The following is a 19,173-nucleotide window of genomic DNA, read 5'->3' as shown; positions in this document are numbered from 1 at the left end:
TCACGCTAGATGGGAATGAATGTCAAAAGCGGGTTGCGGCCGAAGTCATGTGAAAACCATTGCCAACTATTGGGGATCGGTTGGACTGACTATCCAACTGCTGGACGGATCGTCTAATGTGGAGCAGGTGAGAGGAGACGGGATGACCGGCGAACTGAACACCGAACGGGACGCGATCCTCGCGGCGCTGACACCGGTCGTGGAGGGCATCGCCGCCACGTTCGGGCCGGTGTGCGACGTCGTGCTGCACGACTACCGGACCCCGGACAAGTCGGTGGTCGCCGTGGCCGGATCGGTGACCGGGCGAACGGTCGGCGGCGCGATGAGCGAGATCGGCATGCGCGTCCTCGCCCGCGGCGACGAGGCGTCCGACGAACTGAACTACGTCACCCGCACCAGGAACGGGACGCTGGTGAAGTCCTCCACGATGGTGCTGCGCGACTCCTCGGGCGCCGTGTTCGGCGCCCTCTGCGTCAACGTGGACGTCGGTGCCGTCACTCAGGTGCACGGCCTGCTCGGCGCGCTCGCCGGACTCGGCGCCGCCCCGGCGGAGCTGCCGACGACCACGTTCGGCAACGACATCGACTCCGTGGTCGACGCCCTCTTCGACGCCCACCGGTCGAAGCAGCGGGGCAGCTGGGCGGAGCTCGACCGCGCGGAGCGCCTGGAACTGTTCGGCGGGCTGGACACCCGCGGTGTCTTCGCCGTGCGCGGCGCGGTCGAGCAGGTCGCCGCCCGGCTCGGCATCTCCCGCGCCTCCGCCTACCACTACCTGGCCCAGGCCCGGGCCACCCACGACACCGCCACCGGAGGACCCGCGTGACGACCACCACCCCACCGGTCACCCTCGACGACGTCCGGGACGCCGCAGCCCGGCTCAAGGGCGTCGCCCACCGCACACCCGTACTGCGCTCCCGGACCCTGGACGCGCTCGCCGGCGCCGAGATCTCCCTCAAGTGCGAGAACTTCCAGCGCGTGGGCGCCTTCAAGTTCCGCGGCGCCTACAACGCCGCCTCCCGCCTCACCCCCGAGCGACTGTCCCGGGGCGTCGCCGCCTACTCCTCGGGCAACCACGCCCAGGCCGTCGCCCTGGCCGCCCGCGAGCTCGGTACCACCGCCGTGATCGTCATGCCCGAGGACGCCCCGCCGTCCAAGCGCGCGGCCACCGCCGCCTACGGCGCCGAGATCGTCACGTACGACCGATACACCGGCGACCGCGTCGCCATCGCCGAGGCCCTCGCCGCCGAGCGCGGCCTCACCCTCATCCCGCCGTACGAGCACCCGCACGTGATGGCCGGGCAGGGCACGGCCGCTCTCGAACTCCTCGAAGAGGCGGGGGAGCTCGGGGCGCTGCTGACGCCCGTCGGCGGCGGCGGGCTGATGGCCGGCAGCGCCACCGTGGCCAAGGCCCTGCACCCCGGCATCAGGACCATCGGCGTCGAACCGGAGGCCGGGGACGACACCAAACGCTCGCTGGAGGCCGGCCGACGCGTCAGCGTCCCGGTCCCGCACACCATCGCCGACGGCCAGGCCCTGCACACACCCGGGGAGCTGACCTTCTCGGTCAACCGGCGGCTGCTGGACGAGGTCGTCCTGGTCACCGACGACGAGATCCGGGACGCGATGCGCTTCGCCTTCGAACGCCTGAAGATCGTCGTCGAGCCGAGCGGCGCCACCCCACTGGCCGCCCTGCTCACCGGCCGCGCGGGCACGCTTCCACCCCGGGTCGGCGTCATCATCACCGGTGGCAACATCGACGCCGGGCGCTTCGCCGAGCTCTGCGGCGGCTCCCGCTGAGATGGCGCCGCCCGTCGGTCGGACGGACGATGGAAGCCCACCCTCACCGAGGAGGAGCGTCATGCTTGAAGTGAAGACGCTCGACAAGCCGGACGAGCGGCGCGACTACCCCCGAGGCCACCTGGAAGCCGTCCACATGACAGGACTGGACTTCGCCGTGGCCACCTTCGAACCGGGCTGGCGCTGGTCCGAGTCCGTGGCCCCGATCGCCGGGACGGACAGCTGCCGGATCCACCACAACGGCTATGTCGTCTCGGGCCGTATGCACATCCGCATGGACGACGGCGCGGAGAGCGAGGTGGGACCCGGCGACGTGTTCGTCTGCTCGCCCGGCCACGACGCCTGGGTCGTCGGCGACGAGCAGTGCGTGGTGTACGACTTCGCGGGCAGCATGGCCAAGGAGTACGCCAAGAAGGACTAGGTCGTTTGGATCATCCCTGCGTGGCGGGGCCTGGCACCGCCCGGGTCGGCTGCTGGCGCCGAGCCTCACACCCGGCCTGATGCGGACGACAGGTCCTCGCACCGGCACCCGCGCGTCACACGGTGACCACCACCTTCGCCCGCGCGTGTTCCACCTCCAGGTACCGGATCGCCTCGGCCGCCTCGCTGAGCGGATACGTCCGCTCGACGACCGGGGCGATCTTCCCGGACTCGGCCAGCTCCCGCAGCACCGCCAGATTGGCCCTGCTCTGCCGCGCCGAGACCTCCAGCAGCCGCTGGCCGCGTGCGAAGGGAGCCAGGATCCGGCGCTTGAGGAAGAGCCCCATCGGCCCCACGACGCTGCCGCCCTCGTACACCCCTCCGCCGGACAGGACGAGCGTCCCGGAGGGAGTCAGCACACGCCGGAACTCCCCGAGCGAGCGGTTGCCCACCAGGTCCAGCACGACGTCGTACCGCCTCCCGCTGCGGGCGAAGTCCTCCCGCGTGTAGTCGACGACCCCGTCCGCGCCCAGTGAGCGGACCAGGTCCACGTTCCGCGTGCTGCACACCGCCGTCACGTCCGCTCCGAGGGCCTTGCCGAGCTGCACGGCGAACGTGCCCACGCCGCCGGAGGCCCCGTTCACCAGGACCGCCTGCCCCGGCCGCACACCGGCGGCGTCGCGCAGGGCCATGAGGGCGGTGTTCCCCGCCAGCGGCACCGCGGCGGCCTGCTCGAACGTGAGGTTGGCGGGCTTGAGGCCCACCTCGCCGTCCCGCGCGCACACGTACTCCGCGAACGCGCCGTCCGCCTCCCCGTACACCTCGTCACCGGGCTCCAGCCCCGTGACCCCGGGGCCCAGCGCCTCGACACGGCCCGCGAAGTCCCGCCCCCGCACCGCCGTCCGGGGCCTGCGCAACCCCATCACGCCCCGGCCGAGCAGGGGTCGCCGCGCATGAAGTGCCAGTCGTAGGCGTTGACCGAGGCCGCGTGCACCCGCACCAGCACCTCACCGGCGCCCGGCACCGGCCGGTCGACCTCCCGGAACTCCAGCGTGTCGGCCGAGCCGTACCGGTCCTGCACCACTGCCTTCATGAGACCCCCTCCGCTCACGGCGAGCGTAGGAAGACACCCGGGCGCGGGCCATCGGGGACGCACCCTGATCTTTCCCGGAGGCCGGATGCCTGTCCCCGGAAGACAACGCCCGTCCGCCTGTCCCTCCCCTTGCCCTCGGAAACCGATCGGTTTACGCTTCCCGGCATGGGAAACCGATCGGTTTCCAAGCTGAGAACATCATGGGAGACTCGCATGACCGCCATCGAAGGTTCCGTCGCACTCGTCACCGGCGGCAGCCGCGGCATCGGCCGGGCACTGGTCGAGGCCCTGTACGAGCGGGGCGCGCGGAAGGTGTACGCCACCGCCCGCGACCCGCGCACCGTCACCCACCCCGACGCCGTGCCGCTGGCCCTGGAAGTGACCGACCCCGCGTCCGTCGCCGCGGCGGCCGAGCAGGCGCAGGACGTCACCCTGCTGATCAACAACGCCGGTGCCTCGGTGAACGCGAACTTCCTCGACTCGCCCGTGGAGGACGTGCGCCGGGAATTCGAGACCAACTTCTACGGGCCGCTCCTGGTGACCCGGGCCTTCGTCCCCGTCATCGAGCGCAACGGCGGCGGCCACATCCTCAACGTCCACTCCGTGCTGTCGTGGATCGGCCTCGCCGGCTCCTACAGCGCCTCCAAGGCCGCCTTCTGGTCGCAGACCAACTCGCTGCGCCTGGACCTGAAGCCGCGCGGCATCGACGTCACCGGCCTCCATGTCGGCTACGTCGACACGGACATGACCGTCGGCGTCGACGCCCCCAAGTCCACGGCCGCATCCGTCGCGGCCCAGGCCCTCGACGGCATCGCGTCCGGCGCCTACGAGGTCCTGGCCGACGACGTCTCGCGGCAGGTCAAGGCCGGGCTGGCGGCCGACCCCGCGGCCCTGTACCCGCAGCTCGCCGCCGCCTGATCACACCGGCAGCAGCCGCGCCACCAGCGCGCTCAACTGCCGGGCGGTGCGGCACTCGTGCATCTCGACCAGCTCGGCGTAGGCGGGCGCGACGGAGTCGCCGGTGCCCCAGCGGGAGCGCGGCTCGGGATTCAGCCAGTGCACGCGACGGGCGCGTTCGGCGATCCGCCGGACGGCGGGCAGATTCGGGTCGCTGCGGTTCGTGCGGGCGTCACCGAGGACGAAGACCGTCGTGCGCGAACCGACCGCGTCCCCGTACCGCTCGGCGAACTCGCCCAGCGCCATGCCGTAGTCGCTGCTGCCGTGATAGCCCGTGACCGCCGCTTCCGCCTGGATGCGGACGCCCAGTCCTTCCGGGTCGGCCCTGCCGTGCTCCAGCAGCCCGGTCACCTCGTCGATCCGGTTGACGAAGGCGAACACGCGCACCTTGCTGAACTGGTCGTGCAGTGCCTGCACCAGCAGCATGGTGAAGTCCGAGAAGCCGGAGACCGACCCCGACACATCGCACAACAGCACCAGTTCGGGCCGGGCGGGACGCCGTCGGCGCAGCACCGGCTTCATCGGCACCCCGCCCGTGGACAGCGAACCGCGCAGGGTCCGCCGCAGATCGATCATGCCCCGGGAGGCGCGTCGGCGCCGGGCCGCGAGGCGCGTGGCGAGTTTGCGGGCCAGCGGCTGGACCGTCCTGCGCAGCTCGGCCAGCCGGTCCTGCCCGGCGAACAGGAACTCGACCCGGTCGGCGGTCGGGGCGACCGCCCGCCGGGCGATCTCGTCCCGGCCGCGCCGCTCGGCGACCCGCCGCCGTGCCTCCGCGGCCACCAGGGCGCGGAAGGCGTCGATGCGCCGCCGGATCTCGTCCTCCAGCAGCCGGTCCGCGAATCCGGAACTCCCGCCCTGCCCCCGGATGTTGTCGCGCACACGGGCCAGCAGCGTCTGCGGCCGCAGCCGTTCGAGCGTCTGGTACGACGACCAGCCGTCCGACTCGGGTGAGGAACCGTAGCCGCCGAAGCCGTCGACCGCCTCGATCGCCAGCCGGCTGAGCATCGCCCGGTCGTCGGCTGCCAGGGCGCCGACCAGCCGGTCCCGCAGTTCCTCCCGCCCCGGCGCCCGCTGCTCGGGGCCGCCGACACCGCTCGGGAAGTAGAGGTCGAAGACCGGGTCGAACACCTGGCGCTGCCCGGGCCCGTGCAGCAGCGTGGCCGCGAGCCCCTCGCGCAGCAGCTCCCGGTCCGCGAGGCCGAGTTCCTCCACCGCCCGTGCCGCGTCGACGCTCTCGCCGGTGCCGATCCGCACGCCGTGCGCGCGCAGCGCCCCGACCAGGGACGTCAGCCGTTCGGCGACGCCCTCCGGTGTGGTCACAGGGCGTCCAGGTCGAGCTTCGCGGACGCCTTGAGGACGTCGTCCTGGTGCTTGAGGAGCACGCCGAGCGTGGCCCGCACGACGGTCTCGTCCAGGGTGCCGGCGCCGAGAGCGAGCAGGGTGCGCGCCCAGTCCACGGTCTCGGCGACCGACGGCACCTTGCGCAGGTCCATCGCCCGCAGCGCGCCCACGACCCGCACGACCGAGCGGGCCAGCGTCTCGTCGAGGCCCGGCACCTTCAGCCGTACGATCCGGCGCTCCAGCTCCTCGTCGGGGAAGCCGATGTGCAGGAAGAGGCAGCGGCGGCGCAGGGCCTCCGACAGCTCCCGGGACGCGTTGGAGGTGAGGACGACGAAGGGGCGGCGCGTCGCCGTGATGGTGCCCAGCTCGGGGACGGTCACCTGGAAGTCGCTCAGCACCTCCAGCAGCAGGCCCTCCACCTCGACGTCGGCCTTGTCGGTCTCGTCGATCAGCAGCACCTTGGGGTCGTCACCCCGGATCGCGGTCAGCAGGGGCCGGGTGAGCAGGAACTCCTCGCTGAAGATGTCGGTGCGGGCCTCGTCCCACGTCTCGTCGCGGCCCGCGCTGATGCGCAGGAGCTGCTTGGCGTGGTTCCACTCGTACAGCGCCCGGGACTCGTCGACCCCCTCGTAGCACTGGAGGCGGACGAGCCGTGCCCCGGCGACCTCGGCGACCGCCTTGGCCAGCTCCGTCTTGCCGACACCGGCCGGGCCCTCCACCAGGAGCGGCTTGCCGAGGCGGTCGGCGAGGAAGACGGTCGTGGCGACGGCGGGCGAGGCGAGGTAACCGGTCTCGGCGAGGCGTGCGGAGACGTCGTCGACGGATGTGAACAACGGGGCCTCCAGGACGCGGCGTCGGACGGACGGGCAGGGCACTATCTAAGCGCTTGTTCACCCACGCTGTCACGGGGTCCCCGTCCCACCAGACGGTAAAACCGATCGGTTTCCCCCGGGGGCGCGGCGCGGTACTCTCGCCCGTATGGCCACAACCGACAAGGCGTCCACCAGGGACCGGCTCCTCGACGCGGCGGCCGAGCTGTTCTACCGCGAGGGCGTCTCCCTCGGCGTCGAGACGCTGTGCCGCAGCGCCGGGGTCTCCAAGCGGTCCATGTACCAGCTCTTCGCCGGCAAGGACGAGGTCCTCGCGGCGAGCCTGGCCCGGCGGCTGCCGGAGTACGAGGAGCGGCTCGCGCCCGGCCCGCGGGAGGAGGCGGGCAGCCCGCGCGAGAGGATCCTGCACGTCTTCGAACGGCTGGAGAAGGCGTCCGCCGAGCCCGCCTACCTCGGCTGCCCCTATCTCGCCGCCCTGGTCGAGCTGAAGGCCCCCGAGCACCCGGCGAGTGTCGTCGCCCGCGGGGCGAAGGAGTGGCTGCTGGGTTTCTTCCGCACGCAGGCCGAGGAGGGCGGGGCGCGGGACCCGGAGCTGCTCGCCCGCCAGCTGATGCTGGTCTTCGACGGGGCCAGCGCCCGGGCGGGAGCCAGGATCGAGACACTGGACGGCCTGACCACGACGACCGTGACCGCGCTGCTGGACGCCTCCGGCACCCGGTGAGGGGGCGGCCGGCGCAGCGCCCGCCCCCTCGCCGGGTCCTCCGCTCACGCGGCCGGCGCCACCGCCCGCACCGCCCGAGTGTGCGGAATCCGCCGGGCCGTGGCCGGGCCGTCCTCCGTCGTCACCGCCGCGGCGACCGCCACGACCGTGAGCCGTACGCCGCACGCCTGCCCCGCAGCGCCGCCCGGCGCGGACCACGGTGAACGGCACGATCCCCGCCGGCGCCGCCGCGGTGCCGAAGAGGACACCGGTGACCGTCAGGACCAGTCCCTCGACGCCCACCACGCCCCGCACCTGCCCGGGTGTCGCCCCGGCGAGCCGCTGCCGCCCGATCATGCGGCAGCACCGGCCGCAGTCGCTGCTCCAGCGGCTGATCGAACCGGAGGAGATCGCCGCCATGGTCGTCTACCTCGCCTCCGACCAGGCCTCGGCGACCTCGGGCGGTGCCCTGCGGCTCGACGGCGGCTACGTCGACTCGATCCTGCCCGGACTCACGAGCACCACCTCCAGCGTGCGCGGACCGTGCACCCCCTCGACCCGGTCCAGCTCGATGTCACTGGTCGCCGACGGCCCGGAGATCCACGTCAACGGGCGTGCCGGATCCAGGCGTTCCAGCCCCTGGGGGACGGACGACACGACCTGGCCGGGGACGCGCACCACACAGATGTGGTGGTCCGGGACGAGGGTGATCCGGCGACGGCCCTGGTCGGGCGAGCCGTCCAGCACGAGAGTGCCGGTCTCGGCGATCGCGACCGCACAGGCCGTCACCACACTGTCCACCCGGTCCAGTTCGCCCGGGGTGCTCTCCACCCGGTCCGCCACCCGTGTCACACCGGTCGCCGACAGCCACCCCTCGTCCAGTCCCGGCGGCACGAGCACCGAGGCCGAACCGTGCTTCTCCAGCAGCCCCGCGATCAGGGCGGGCAGACCACCGGCGTCCGTGCGGTGCACGAGCGCCCGGTAGTCAGCCAGGTTCTCGGCGAGCAGTTCGACGGTCTGCTCGACACTCCGGTCCCCGTGCTCCCGCACATAGTCACGCGGCACCGCCCGCTCATACGGAGCGTCGTCCCGCGGTACGTCCGCCAGTGCGCGCCGTACCCGCCCCAGGACCCGTTCCCTGCTGTTCACTTCGCCCCGTCCTTTCCACCGCGCGTGCGCTGCCACCAGTCCCGGAACGGCTCGGCGGGCACCGGCGGAAGCTCCCGGGTCCCGCTCCAGGCCCGGCCGGGGCCGGGCAGCGTACGGGGATGGAAGCGGCGTGTACGGGAGGCGGCGCGCTGGCCGGTGCGCAGCGCGCCCGGGTGGGTGAAGGCCCAGCGGGCCGCCCGCATCGCCGCCCGCTCGGCGGCATGCCCCTTCGCGGGCCGCAGCACCACCTTGTTGCCCTCCCGCGTGACCTCGCCGCCCTGAACGACCCGCTCCCGCAGATGCACCAGCACCTCGGGGATGTCGATGGCGACCGGGCACACCTCGTAGCACGCCCCGCACAGCGAGGACGCGTACGGCAGCGAGGCGTCGATCTCGCTGGCGGTGCCCCGCAGCTGGGGACTGAGGATCGCGCCGATCGGCCCCGGGTACACCGAGCCGTAGGCGTGGCCGCCGGCGCGTTCGTACACCGGGCACACGTTCAGGCACGCCGAGCAGCGGATGCAGCGCAGTGCCTGCCGGCCGACCTCGTCGGCGAGGGTGTCGGTGCGGCCGTTGTCCAGCAGCACCAGATGGAAGGTGCCCGGGCCGTCCTGATCGCTCGTGCCGGTCCACGTCGAGGTGTAGGGGTTCATGCGCTCGGCGGTGGAGGAGCGGGGGAGGGTCTGCAGGAACACCTCCAGGTCCCGCCACGTCGGCACGATCTTCTCGATGCCGACGACCGAGATCAGCGTCTCGGGCAGGGTCAGGCACATCCGGCCGTTGCCCTCCGACTCCACGACCACCAGGGTGCCCGTCTCGGCGACCATGAAGTTGGCGCCGGAGATGCCGACCTTGGCGCGCAGGAACTTCTCCCGCAGGTGCAGCCGGGCCGCCTCGGCGAGTTCGGCGGGCGTGTCGGTGAGGCCCTCGGGGGCGGGACGGCCCCACTCGCTCATCTCGGACCGGAAGATGTCCCGGATCTCGCCCCGGTTGCGGTGGATGGCCGGCACCAGGATGTGGGAGGGCCGGTCCTTGCCCAACTGCACGATCAGCTCGGCGAGGTCGGTCTCGTAGGCACGGATGCCCTCGGCCTCCAGCGCCTCGTTCAGGCCGATCTCCTGCGTGGCCATCGACTTGACCTTGACGACCTCCGACTCGCCGGTCATCTTCACGAGCCGGGTCACGATGTCGTTGGCCTCGGCCGCGTCGGCGGCCCAGTGCACGACGCCGCCCGCGGCCGTGACCGACTCCTCCAACTGTTCCAGGTAGCGGTCCAGATGGCGCAGCGTGTGGTCCTTGATCCGCTTGCCCGCCTCGCGCAGCTCGGCCCAGTCGGACACCTCCGTGACGGCCTTGGCCCGTTTGGCGCGGATGGTGTGCGTGGCGTGCCGCAGGTTGCCGCGCAGGGTCGGGTTCGCCACCGCCTCCCGCGCGGCCTCCGGAAACGCCGGCATGCCGACGAACGTCCCGCTCATACGGCCGGTTCCTCCTCCGTGCTCGCCAGGATCTCCGCGATGTGCACCGGCCGCATGCCGGTCCGCAGCCGGGCCATCGTCCCGCCGATGTGCATCAGGCAGGAGTTGTCGGCCGCGCACAGCACCTCGGCGCCCGTCGACTCGGCATTGCGCACCTTGTCCGCGCCCATCGCCGCCGAGACGTCGGCGTTCTTCAGCGCGAAGGTGCCGCCGAACCCGCAGCACTCGTCCGCGCCCGGCAGCTCGGCGAGCTCCAGCCCCTTCACGGCCCGCAGCAGCCGCCGCGGCCGTTCGCCGAGCCCGAGGCCGCGCAACCCGTGGCAGGTCGGGTGGTAGGTCACCTTGTGCGGGTAGTACGCCCCGACGTCCGTCACGCCCAGCACATCCACCAGGAACTCCGTGAGCTCGTACGTCTTGGGCACCACCGGGGCCAGCGTGGCCGCGAGGGTGTCTCCGCGCCCCTCGGCCCGGGCCCGCTCGCCCATCCGCGGATACAGCTCCCGCACCATCGCCCCGCACGACCCGGACGGCGTCACGATCGCCTCGTACCCGCCGAAGACATCGGAGAAATGACGGGCGAGCGGCTCGGCCTCGTGACGGTATCCGGTGTTGTAGTGCGCCTGCCCGCAGCAGGTCTGCGCCATCGGGAAGTCGACGTCGACGCCCAGTCTGGTCAGCAGTTTCACCACGGCGCGCCCGGTGTCCGGATAGAGCGTGTCGTTGACGCAGGTCAGGAACAGGGCGACACGCATCGCGGCTCCTCGTGGTCGGTCATCGGATGAATGCTGGGGCCCTCACACGCGTTCAGCGTAGTGGGGGAGTAGGTGGGGACGAGGAGCGGGGGAGACCCCGTCAGTGCCCGGCGAGCCGGTCCTGTGCGGCGCGCCACCGCTCGGTCCCGCCGCGCGGCTCGTACCGCGTGAGCGGCTGTGTGTTCACGAGCAGCCGCCGCATCCCGGCCAGGTCGCCGGCCAGCCCGTGCGCCCGCGCCTGCACCAGTACGTTCCCGAGCGCGGCGGCCTCCGTCGGCCCGGCCACCACCGGCAGCCCGCAGGCGTCGGCGGTCAGCTGGCACAGCAGCGCGTTGCGCGTACCGCCCCCGACGACGTGCACGACGTCGACCGCGTGCCCGGCGAGCCGCTGGGCGTCCTCGACGGCCTTGCGGTGCGCGAGGGCGAGGGAGTCGAGGATGCAGCGCGTCACCTCGGCCGGCGACTCGGGCACGGGCTGCCCCGAGACCCGGCAGGCCTCGGCGATCCGCTCGGGCATCCGCCCCGGCGCGAGGAACGCCGCGTCACCCGCGTCCACCACCGACCGCAGCGTGTGCACCCTGGACGCCTCCAGCAGCAGCGTGCCCAGATCCGTCTCGCCCCAGGCCCGTACGCACTCCTGGAGCAGCCAGAGCCCCATGATGTTGCGCAGATAGCGGACCGTGCCGTCCAGGCCCAGTTCGTTGGTGAAGTTGGCCGCCCGGCTCTCCTCGGTCAGCACCGGCGCCGCCAGCTCCAGACCGGCCAGGGACCAGGTGCCCGTGCAGATGTAGGCGAACCGCTCGCCCGACGCCGGTACCGCGGCGACCGCCGAGGCGGTGTCGTGCGACCCGACGGCCGTCACCGGCACGGGACCGGTGAGCCCGGTTGCCTCCAGCACCTCGGGCCGCAGCAGCCCCGCCGCGTCACCGGGCTGCCGCAGCGGCGCGAACAGCCCGAGGTCGATCCCGAGACGCTCCGCGACGCCGTACGCCCAGTCGCGGGTGCGCGGATCGACCAGCTGGGTCGTGGAGGCGTTGGTGAGCTCGGTGCCCTGCTCGCCGGTGAGCCAGTACGTCAGCAGATCGGGCATCAGCAGCAACCGCCGGGCCTGGGCGAGCTGAGCCGTCGACCGCGCGGCGGTCAGCTGGTACAGGGTGTTGAAGGGGGCGTACTGCAACCCGGTCGCGGCGTACAGCTCCTGCGCGGGCACGGTCGCCCACACCTTCTGCGCGACCCCTTCCGTACGGGAGTCCCGGTAGTGCACGGGGTTGCCGAGCAGCGCCCCGTCCGCGTCGAGCAGCCCGTAGTCCACCGCCCAGCTGTCGATGCCGACGGAGTCGACCTGCCCGGCCGCCTTCAGCCCGTCCAGCACCCCGGCGTACAGCCCGAGCACGTCCCAGCGCAGCCCCTCGGGCACCCGGACGGGACGGTTGGGGAAGCGGTGCGCCTCGGCGAGCTCCAGGCTGTCCGGGCCCACACGGCCGACCATGACGCGCCCGCTGGAGGCGCCGAGGTCGACCGCGGCGTAGGACTTCACAGCCGCGCTCATCGCAGGAAGGCGGCCGCGACGCCGGCGTCGACCGGGATGTGCAGACCGGTCGTGTGGGTGAGGTCCCCACCGGTCAGCGCGAACACGGCGCCCGCGACGTGCTCGGGCAGCACCTCGCGCTTGAGGATGGTCCGCTGCGCGTAGAACTCACCCAGCTTCTCCTCCTCCACCCCGTACACGGCGGCCCGCTTGGCGCCCCACCCGCCGGCGAAGATCCCCGAGCCGCGCACGACACCGTCCGGGTTGACCCCGTTGACCCGGATGCCGTGCTCGCCCAGCTCGGCGGCGAGCAGGCGCACCTGGTGGGCCTGGTCGGCCTTGGTGGCGGAGTAGGCGATGTTGTTGGGACCGGCGAACACGGCGTTCTTCGAGGCGATGTAGACGATGTCACCGCCCAGCTCCTGGGCGATCATCACGCGCGCCGCTTCCCGCGACACGAGGAAGGACCCGCGCGCCATGATGTCGTGCTGGAGGTCCCAGTCCTTGGCGGAGGTCTCCAGCAGCGGCTTGGAGATCGAGATGCCCGCGTTGTTGACGACGAGGTCCACCCCGCCGAAGGCCAGCACCGCCGCCCGGAACGCCTCGGCGATCTGCTCCTCGGAGGTGACGTCCACCGTCACGGCGACGGCCTTGTCCGGCCCGCCCAGCTCCTCGGCGACGGCCTCGGCGTTCTCCGCGTGGAGATCGGCGACGACCACACACGCCCCCTCGGCCACGAGCCGGTGCGCGATGGCCTTCCCGATGCCGCTGCCGGCACCGGTCACCAGCGCCACCCGGGTCGCCAGCGCCTTGGGCTTCGGCATCCGCTGGAGCTTGGCCTCCTCCAGCGCCCAGTACTCGATCCGGAACTTCTCGGACTCCTCGATCGGCGCGTAGGCGGACACGGCCTCCGCCCCGCGCATCACGTTGATGGCGTTGACGTAGAACTCGCCCGCCACCCGGGCGGTCTGCTTGTCCTTGCCGAAGGAGAACATGCCCACGCCCGGCACCAGCACGATCGCCGGGTCGGCGCCCCGCATGGCGGGGGAGTCCGGCTCGGCGTGCCGCCGGTAGTAGGCGGCGTACTCCTCGCGGTAGTCCGCGTGCAGCTCCTTCAGCCGGGCGATCGCCTCGTCGAGCGGAGCGGTCGGCGGCAGGTCCAGCACCAGCGGGCGGACCTTGGTGCGCAGGAAGTGGTCGGGGCAGGAGGTGCCGAGCGCGGCGAGGCGCGGGTGCTCCGCGCTCGCGAGGAAGTCGAGCACGACCTCGGAGTCGGTGAAATGTCCCACCTGGGGCCGGTCCTGCGAGGCGAGGGCCCGCACGTGCGGCGCGAGGGCGGCGGCCCGCTCCCGCCGCTCGGCGGCACCCAGCGCGGCGTACCCCTCGATCACCGGCCCGAAGGGCTCGGGCTTGCCACGCTCGGCGAGGAACCGCTCGGCGGTCCGGATGATGTGCAGCGAGTTCCGCTCGCACTCCTCGGAGGTGTCCCCCCAGGCGGTGATCCCGTGGCCGCCGAGCACACACCCGATGGCTTGCGGGTTCGCCTTCTTCACGGCCGCGATGTCCAGCCCGAGCTGGAAACCGGGCCGCCGCCACGGCACCCACACCACGCGGTCCCCGAAGCACTCCGCGGTCAGCTTCTCCCCGTCGGCGGCACAGGCGAGCGCGATCCCCGAGTCCGGGTGCAGATGATCGACGTGCGCGGCCTCGACCAGCCCGTGCATCGCGGTGTCGATGGAGGGAGCGGCCCCGCCCTTGCCGTGCAGGCAGTAGGCGAAGGCGGCAACCATCTCGTCCTCGCGCTCGACTCCCGGATACACGTCGACGAGCGCCCGCATCCGGTCGAGCCGGAGCACGGCCAGCCCCGCCTCGGTCAGCGTCCCGAGGTCACCGCCGGACCCCTTGACCCACATCAGCTCGACGTCCCCACCGGTGACGGGGTCGGTCTCGGTGCCCTTGGCGGAGGCGTTGCCCCCGGCGTAGTTGGTGTTCCGGGGATCGGAGCCGAGCCGATGCGACCGAGCGAGCAGAGCGGCGGCTTCGGGATGGGTAGCCATGGATACGTGTTCCTCTCGAGGGACGTGGGTGACTTGCTCAGGGGCGCGGGAACTGCGCGACCAGCCACAACCGGCCCGCAGCCCGAAGGGAGACAGAACCCGGCAGGCGCTCACGCCCCCCAACCGGCCTGCTGCCCACCGACCCGCTCGGCGACGATCTGCTCGGCCCACCCGGACCGCCGGTACGCGGCGAGCGGCTCGGGGTCCAGCCCCATCTCCTCGCGCACCTCACGCAGCAGAGGCCGCACGTCCGTGTTGTACGCGTCCATCACCACGGCGTTCGCCTCCAGCACGTCGCCCGCCCGCTGCGCCGCGGCCAACGCGTCACCATCGACCAGCAGCGCCTTGGCCGTGGCCTCCTGCACGTTCATCACCGACCGGATGATCGCCGGGATCTTCGCCTCGATGTTGTGGCACTGATCGAGCATGAAGGCGACGTCGGGCGAGAACCCACCGCCCCGCACGACCTCGTACATGATCCGGAAGAGCTGGAACGGATCAGCGGCCCCGACCATCAGGTCGTCATCCGCGTAGAACCGCGAGTTGAAGTCGAACCCGCCGAGCTTCCCCTCGCGCAGCAGGGTCGCCACGATGAACTCGATGTTGGTCCCCGGCGCGTGATGCCCCGTGTCGACGACGACCTGCGCCTTCGGCCCGAGCTTCAGGCAGTGGGCGTAGGCGGTTCCCCAGTCCGGCACATCCGTCGTGTAGAAGGCCGGCTCGAAGAACTTGTACTCCAGCAGCATCCGCTGGCCGTCCCCGAGCCGCTCGTAGACCTCGGCCAGCCCTTCGGCCAGCCGGTCCTGCCGCCCCCGGATGTCGTCCTGCCCGGGATAGTTCGTCCCATCGGCGAACCACAGCTTCAGATCCGTCGAGCCCGTCGCATCCATGATGTCGACGCACTCCAGCAGATGATCCACGGCCTTCCGCCGCACGGAGGCCTCCGGATGACAGATGCTCCCGAGTTTGTAGTCGTCGTCCTGGAAGGTGTTGGAGTTGATCGCCCCGAGCCTCACGCCCCGCTGCTCGGCATGCTTCGCCAGCGTCGCGTAGTCGTCGACCTTGTCCCACGGAATGTGCAGGGCCACCGTCGGGGCGACGCCGGTGAACTCGTGGACCTTCGCCGCGTCGTCCAGCTTCTCGAACGGGGTGCGCGGCACGCCCTGCTGTGCGAACACCTTGAACCGTGTGCCCGAGTTCCCGTACGCCCACGACGGCGTCTCGACGGCCTGTGTCTTGAGAGCGGCCTTCGCCGCGGCGAGCTCGGTCACGTCAGGCTCCTGTGACATCGGGTCGTGACGACCACTGAATGAAACGATTCAGGACGCGAAGCTATGGGCCCCCCGAAGGGGTGTCAACCCCTCCCGCCAAGACGCTCTTCCGTGACCCATGTGCGACCTTGCGTCCTCGAAACTTTTTCGACCGGAACCCATTGACGTGACATGCGCGGCCCGCCTAACGTCCCGGCAACCCAGTTGAAACCTTTCACGACGCCGAGAGGGCCGACCCGCCGGCGTCGTCGAGGAGCCCTCATGACCCACCCGTCCACCACGGGTCCGGCCCCGGTTCTCGCACTGAGGGACGTCTCCAAGTCCTTCGGAGCGGTCCGCGCACTGCGGGACGTCTCCCTGGAGCTGTTCCCCGGGGAGGTGCACGCACTCGCCGGTGAGAACGGTGCCGGCAAGTCCACCCTGATCAAGACCCTCGCCGGAGTGCACCGCCCCGACGCCGGCCAGGTGCTGCTCGACGGTGCGCCCGTCGCCTTCCACGGACCCGGCGACGCCCGCGACGCCGGCATCGCCGTGATCTACCAGGAGCCCACGCTCTTCCCCGACCTGTCGATCGCCGAGAACATCTACATGGGCCGCCAGCCGCGCCGCGCCCTCGGCCGGATCGACCACAAGGCCACCCACAACGCGACCGCCGCCCTCATGAAGCGCCTCGGGGTCGAACTCGACCCCGACCGGCCCGCCCGCGGCCTGTCCATCGCCGACCAGCAGATCGTCGAGATCGCCAAGGCCCTCTCCTTCGACGCGCGCGTCCTCATCATGGACGAGCCGACGGCCGCCCTCACCGGCAGCGAGGTCGCCCGCCTCTTCGGCGTCGTCCGCACCCTGCGCGACCAGGGCGCAGCCGTGCTGTTCATCTCCCACCGGCTGGAGGAGATCTTCGAGATCTGCCGGCGGGTCACCACCCTGCGCGACGGCGCCTGGATCACCAGCGAGCCCCTGGACGGCATGACCGAGGACGACCTCGTGCGCCGCATGGTCGGCCGCGACCTCGACGAGCTCTACCCCAAGCAGGACGTGACGCCCGGCGAGGTCGCCCTGAGCGTGCGCCGGCTGACCCGCGAGGGGGTCTTCACCGACGTCTCCTTCGAGGTCCGGCACGGCGAGATCGTCGGCCTGGCCGGACTCGTCGGCGCCGGGCGCACCGAGGTCGCCCGGGCGGTGTTCGGCATCGACCGCTGGGACGCCGGCGAGGTCTCCGTCCGCGGCGAGGCCCTGGTCAACGGCGCGCCCTCCGCGGCCATGGCCGCCGGACTCGCCCTGGTCCCCGAGGACCGCCGCGCCCAGGGCCTGGTGATGGACATGTCCATCGAGCGGAACATCGGGCTCACCGGGCTGCGTACGACCGTGAAGGCCGGGCTGATGGACCGCGGCGCGGAGCGCAGCCGCTCCCTCGACTGGGCCGTCAAGCTCCAGGTCAAGTACGCCCGGATCGCCGACACGGTCAACACGCTCTCCGGCGGCAACCAGCAGAAGGTCGTGCTCGCCAAGTGGCTGGCCACCGGCCCGAAGGTGCTGATCGTCGACGAGCCGACCCGGGGCATCGACGTCGGCACCAAGGCCGAGGTGCACCGGCTGCTGTCGCAGCTGGCCGCCGACGGCGTGGCCGTCCTGATGATCTCCTCCGACCTGCCCGAGATCCTCGGCATGGCCGACCGCGTGCTGGTGATGCACGAGGGCCGCCTCACCGCCGAGATCCCACGCTCCGACGCCACCGAGGAAACCGTGATGGCCGCAGCCACCGGGAGGGCCGCCGCATGACGGTCGTCACCCCGCAAGAAGCCCCCGTGGCCGACGTGCCCGAGTCGAGCGGCACCCGGCTGGTCGACCGCGTCTTCAAGATGCGCGAACTCGCCATCCTGCTCGTCTTCCTGGTGATGATCGGCGTCACCCAGGCGGGCAACAGCGAGTTCCTGTCCGAACAGGGCATCAAGGACCTGCTGCTGAACGCGACCATCCTGGTCCTGGTCGCCACCGGCCAGTCCCTCGTCGTCATCACCCGCAACGTCGACCTGTCCGTCGGATCCACGCTCGGCATCAGCGCGTTCGCCGCCGGCACGTATCTCCAGGGCGGCGGCGACTCCGTCGTGGCGATCGCCCTGGCGGTCCTGCTCGGCATCGGCTTCGGACTGCTCAACGGACTGCTCGTCAGCCTCGGCCAGGTGCCCGCGCTCGTCGTCACCCTCGGCACGCTCTACATCATCCGCGGCATCGACTCCATCTGGGTCGGCTCCCGCCAGATCACCGCGGCCGACCTGCCCGGCGGATTCGTCGACTTCGGCTCCGGGGGCATCTCGGCGGTGCCGTACCTGGCGCTGATCGCGCTGGCCGTGCTCATCGCCACCGCCTACTACCTCCGGCACTTCGCCAGCGGCCGCGAGCTGTACGCGCTCGGCTCCAACCCCGAGGCCGCCCGCCTCGCCGGCATCCCCGTCCGCAAGCGGATCCTCGCCGCCTACACCTTCTGCGGCGCGCTCGCCGGACTCGCCGGCGCGATGTACCTGGCCCGGTTCGGCAACGTCGACTCCGGCACCGGCACCGGCTACGAACTGACCGTCGTCAGCGCGGTCGTGGTCGGCGGTGTCGTCTTCACCGGCGGCTCCGGCAGCGTCTACGGCGCGGCCCTCGGCGCCCTGCTGCTGACCTCCATCAACAGCGTGCTGCCCGCCCTCGGCGTCAGCTCCGTCTGGGTGCTCGCGATCAACGGCATCCTGCTCATCCTCGCGATCGCGGTCGACCGGGTCGTCGCGCTGCGCGTGGCCTCCGCCCTGAAGAAGAGGAACGCCCGCCATGGCTGACATCTCCCTGAGCCGAGCGGTCCGCTGGGACACGGTGGTCGGCGCACTCCTGATCGTGGTCCTGCTGTTCTCCTTCGGGTTCGTCGACGGGTTCGGCAACGCGCTCAACCTGTCCTTCCTGATCGGCAACACGCTGCCCATCGCGCTGATCGCCCTGCCGATGACCCTGCTGGTCGTCTCCGGTGAGATCGACCTGTCGGTCGCCTCCACGGCCGGTCTGTCGGGTGCCGTGATGGGCGCGCTGTGGAACCAGGGCATGACCATCGAGACGATCATCCCGATCTGCCTGCTGCTCGGTGTGGTGTGCGGTCTGGTCAACGGGCTGCTGGTGACCAGGCTGGGACTGCCGTCCCTCGCCGTCACCATCGGCACCCTCGCCGCATACCGGGGCATCGCGCAGATCGTGCTCGGGTCCGACGCGGTGACCGACTTCCCGACGCAGTACCTGGACTTCGCGGCCGGGCGCATCGGCGACACGTTCCTCCCGTACGCCTTCCTGCCGTTCCTCGTCCTGCTCGCCATCGCGGTGGTCGCGCTGCACGCCACACCGTTCGGGCGGTCGCTGTTCGCGATCGGCGCGAGTGAGGAGGCCGCCCGGTTCGCCGGCATCCGGGTCAGGCGGCAGAAGCTGATCCTGTTCACGCTGACCGGCCTGATGGCTTCGCTGACCGGCATCTTCTGGGCGTTGCACTACGCCAGCGCCCGCTACGACAACGCCACCGGCCTCGAACTGTCCGTCGTGGCCGCCGTCCTGCTCGGCGGCATCGACTTCGACGGCGGCAAGGGCACGCTGGGCGGCGCGATCGCCGGGGTGTTCCTCCTCGGCGCGCTGCAGAACGTGATGAGCCTCCAGGACGTGTCCGCCCAGTCCCAGATCGTCGTCACCGGCGTCCTGCTCGTGCTGTCCGTGCTCGGCCCCCGGGTCGTACGGCAGATCTCCACAGCGAGGGCGGGCCGCAGAGCCGCCTCGACTCCCACCTCGTAACC

The 19,173-nt window shown here is 71.8% G+C and carries 16 protein-coding genes and 2 pseudogenes; 9 read left to right on the top strand and 9 right to left on the bottom strand.

Annotated features, from left to right (window positions below):
• The first annotated feature begins 142 nt into the window (after window positions 1-142).
• From ACFY9E_RS00655 to ACFY9E_RS00645, 3 genes are all read left to right on the top strand, one after another.
• A complete protein-coding gene (locus tag ACFY9E_RS00655; RefSeq protein ID WP_390977939.1) occupies window positions 143-823 on the top strand; it encodes a PAS domain-containing protein in 681 nt (226 codons plus the stop codon).
• The gene (locus tag ACFY9E_RS00650) at window positions 820-1,797 is read left to right on the top strand and encodes a pyridoxal-phosphate dependent enzyme (protein WP_390977937.1); all 978 of its coding nucleotides are present in this window, start codon (window positions 820-822) and stop codon (window positions 1,795-1,797) included. Before ACFY9E_RS00655 ends, ACFY9E_RS00650 begins: the two co-directional genes overlap by 4 nt.
• 61 nt (window positions 1,798-1,858) lie before the next feature.
• Window positions 1,859-2,218, top strand: a complete 360-nt coding sequence (locus ACFY9E_RS00645) for a cupin domain-containing protein (protein WP_390977935.1) — start codon at window positions 1,859-1,861, stop codon at window positions 2,216-2,218.
• Window positions 2,219-2,333: 115 nt separating this feature from the next.
• Here the strand turns inward: ACFY9E_RS00645 and ACFY9E_RS00640 are convergent.
• Window positions 2,334-3,310, bottom strand: a pseudogene (locus ACFY9E_RS00640) (NAD(P)-dependent alcohol dehydrogenase).
• Window positions 3,311-3,523: 213 nt separating this feature from the next.
• Between ACFY9E_RS00640 and ACFY9E_RS00635 the strand changes: the two are divergent.
• A complete protein-coding gene (locus ACFY9E_RS00635) occupies window positions 3,524-4,228 on the top strand; it encodes an SDR family oxidoreductase (protein WP_390977933.1) in 705 nt (234 codons plus the stop codon).
• On the opposite strand, the gene ACFY9E_RS00630 is transcribed toward ACFY9E_RS00635, so the two are convergent.
• The gene (locus ACFY9E_RS00630) at window positions 4,229-5,587 is read right to left on the bottom strand and encodes a VWA domain-containing protein (protein WP_390977931.1); all 1,359 of its coding nucleotides are present in this window, start codon (window positions 5,585-5,587) and stop codon (window positions 4,229-4,231) included.
• Window positions 5,584-6,441: an AAA family ATPase gene (locus tag ACFY9E_RS00625; RefSeq protein WP_390977929.1), complete on the bottom strand. Its 858-nt coding sequence runs from the start codon at window positions 6,439-6,441 to the stop codon at window positions 5,584-5,586. The genes ACFY9E_RS00630 and ACFY9E_RS00625 overlap by 4 nt, the downstream gene beginning before the upstream one ends.
• A gap of 145 nt (window positions 6,442-6,586) precedes the next feature.
• Here ACFY9E_RS00625 and ACFY9E_RS00620 point away from each other — a divergent pair, with 145 nt between their 5' ends.
• Together ACFY9E_RS00620 and ACFY9E_RS00615 are read left to right on the top strand one after the other, a co-directional pair.
• Window positions 6,587-7,159 (top strand): TetR family transcriptional regulator, encoded by a 573-nt coding sequence (locus ACFY9E_RS00620; protein ID WP_390977927.1) that lies wholly within the window; start codon window positions 6,587-6,589, stop codon window positions 7,157-7,159.
• Window positions 7,160-7,484: 325 nt separating this feature from the next.
• Window positions 7,485-7,646 (top strand): annotated as a pseudogene (locus ACFY9E_RS00615) (SDR family oxidoreductase); the annotation flags it as partial.
• On the opposite strand, the gene ACFY9E_RS00610 reads toward ACFY9E_RS00615, so the two are convergent.
• The 6 genes from ACFY9E_RS00610 to rhaI form a co-directional block, all read right to left on the bottom strand.
• The gene (locus ACFY9E_RS00610) at window positions 7,625-8,287 is read right to left on the bottom strand and encodes an LUD domain-containing protein (protein ID WP_390977925.1); all 663 of its coding nucleotides are present in this window, start codon (window positions 8,285-8,287) and stop codon (window positions 7,625-7,627) included. The pseudogene ACFY9E_RS00615 and the gene ACFY9E_RS00610 sit on opposite strands and share 22 nt — an antisense overlap.
• Complete coding sequence (locus ACFY9E_RS00605; RefSeq protein WP_390977923.1) at window positions 8,284-9,762, bottom strand: LutB/LldF family L-lactate oxidation iron-sulfur protein; 1,479 nt, start codon at window positions 9,760-9,762, stop codon at window positions 8,284-8,286. Before ACFY9E_RS00605 ends, ACFY9E_RS00610 begins: the two co-directional genes overlap by 4 nt.
• Window positions 9,759-10,514: a heterodisulfide reductase-related iron-sulfur binding cluster gene (locus ACFY9E_RS00600; protein WP_390977921.1), complete on the bottom strand. Its 756-nt coding sequence runs from the start codon at window positions 10,512-10,514 to the stop codon at window positions 9,759-9,761. Before ACFY9E_RS00600 ends, ACFY9E_RS00605 begins: the two co-directional genes overlap by 4 nt.
• 100 nt (window positions 10,515-10,614) lie before the next feature.
• Window positions 10,615-12,063 carry an FGGY-family carbohydrate kinase gene (locus ACFY9E_RS00595; protein ID WP_390977919.1) on the bottom strand — a complete coding sequence of 483 codons (1,449 nt, stop codon included), beginning with the start codon at window positions 12,061-12,063 and terminating at the stop codon, window positions 10,615-10,617.
• Complete coding sequence (locus tag ACFY9E_RS00590) at window positions 12,060-14,099, bottom strand: bifunctional aldolase/short-chain dehydrogenase (RefSeq protein ID WP_390977917.1); 2,040 nt, start codon at window positions 14,097-14,099, stop codon at window positions 12,060-12,062. The genes ACFY9E_RS00595 and ACFY9E_RS00590 overlap by 4 nt, the downstream gene beginning before the upstream one ends.
• A gap of 110 nt (window positions 14,100-14,209) precedes the next feature.
• Window positions 14,210-15,370, bottom strand: a complete 1,161-nt coding sequence (rhaI, locus tag ACFY9E_RS00585) for an L-rhamnose isomerase (protein WP_390977915.1) — start codon at window positions 15,368-15,370, stop codon at window positions 14,210-14,212.
• Window positions 15,371-15,631: 261 nt separating this feature from the next.
• Here rhaI and ACFY9E_RS00580 point away from each other — a divergent pair, with 261 nt between their 5' ends.
• The 3 genes from ACFY9E_RS00580 to ACFY9E_RS00570 are packed head-to-tail and all read left to right on the top strand — an operon-like array spanning window position 15,632 to window position 19,171.
• Entirely contained in the window at window positions 15,632-17,149 is a 1,518-nt protein-coding gene (locus ACFY9E_RS00580; protein ID WP_390977913.1) for an ATP-binding cassette domain-containing protein, read from the top strand.
• Entirely contained in the window at window positions 17,146-18,186 is a 1,041-nt protein-coding gene (locus ACFY9E_RS00575; protein WP_390977911.1) for an ABC transporter permease, read from the top strand. The genes ACFY9E_RS00580 and ACFY9E_RS00575 overlap by 4 nt, the downstream gene beginning before the upstream one ends.
• Window positions 18,179-19,171 carry an ABC transporter permease gene (locus ACFY9E_RS00570; protein WP_390977909.1) on the top strand — a complete coding sequence of 331 codons (993 nt, stop codon included), beginning with the start codon at window positions 18,179-18,181 and terminating at the stop codon, window positions 19,169-19,171. Before ACFY9E_RS00575 ends, ACFY9E_RS00570 begins: the two co-directional genes overlap by 8 nt.
• The last annotated feature ends 2 nt before the right edge of the window (window positions 19,172-19,173 follow it).

Origin of the sequence: Streptomyces sp. NPDC012466 (genome assembly GCF_042955215.1) — a bacterium.
Taxonomy (GTDB): Bacteria; Actinomycetota; Actinomycetes; order Streptomycetales; family Streptomycetaceae; genus Streptomyces.
The sequence above is the reverse complement of the archived record's forward strand: the minus strand, read 5'-3'. Positions and strand labels throughout refer to the sequence as shown.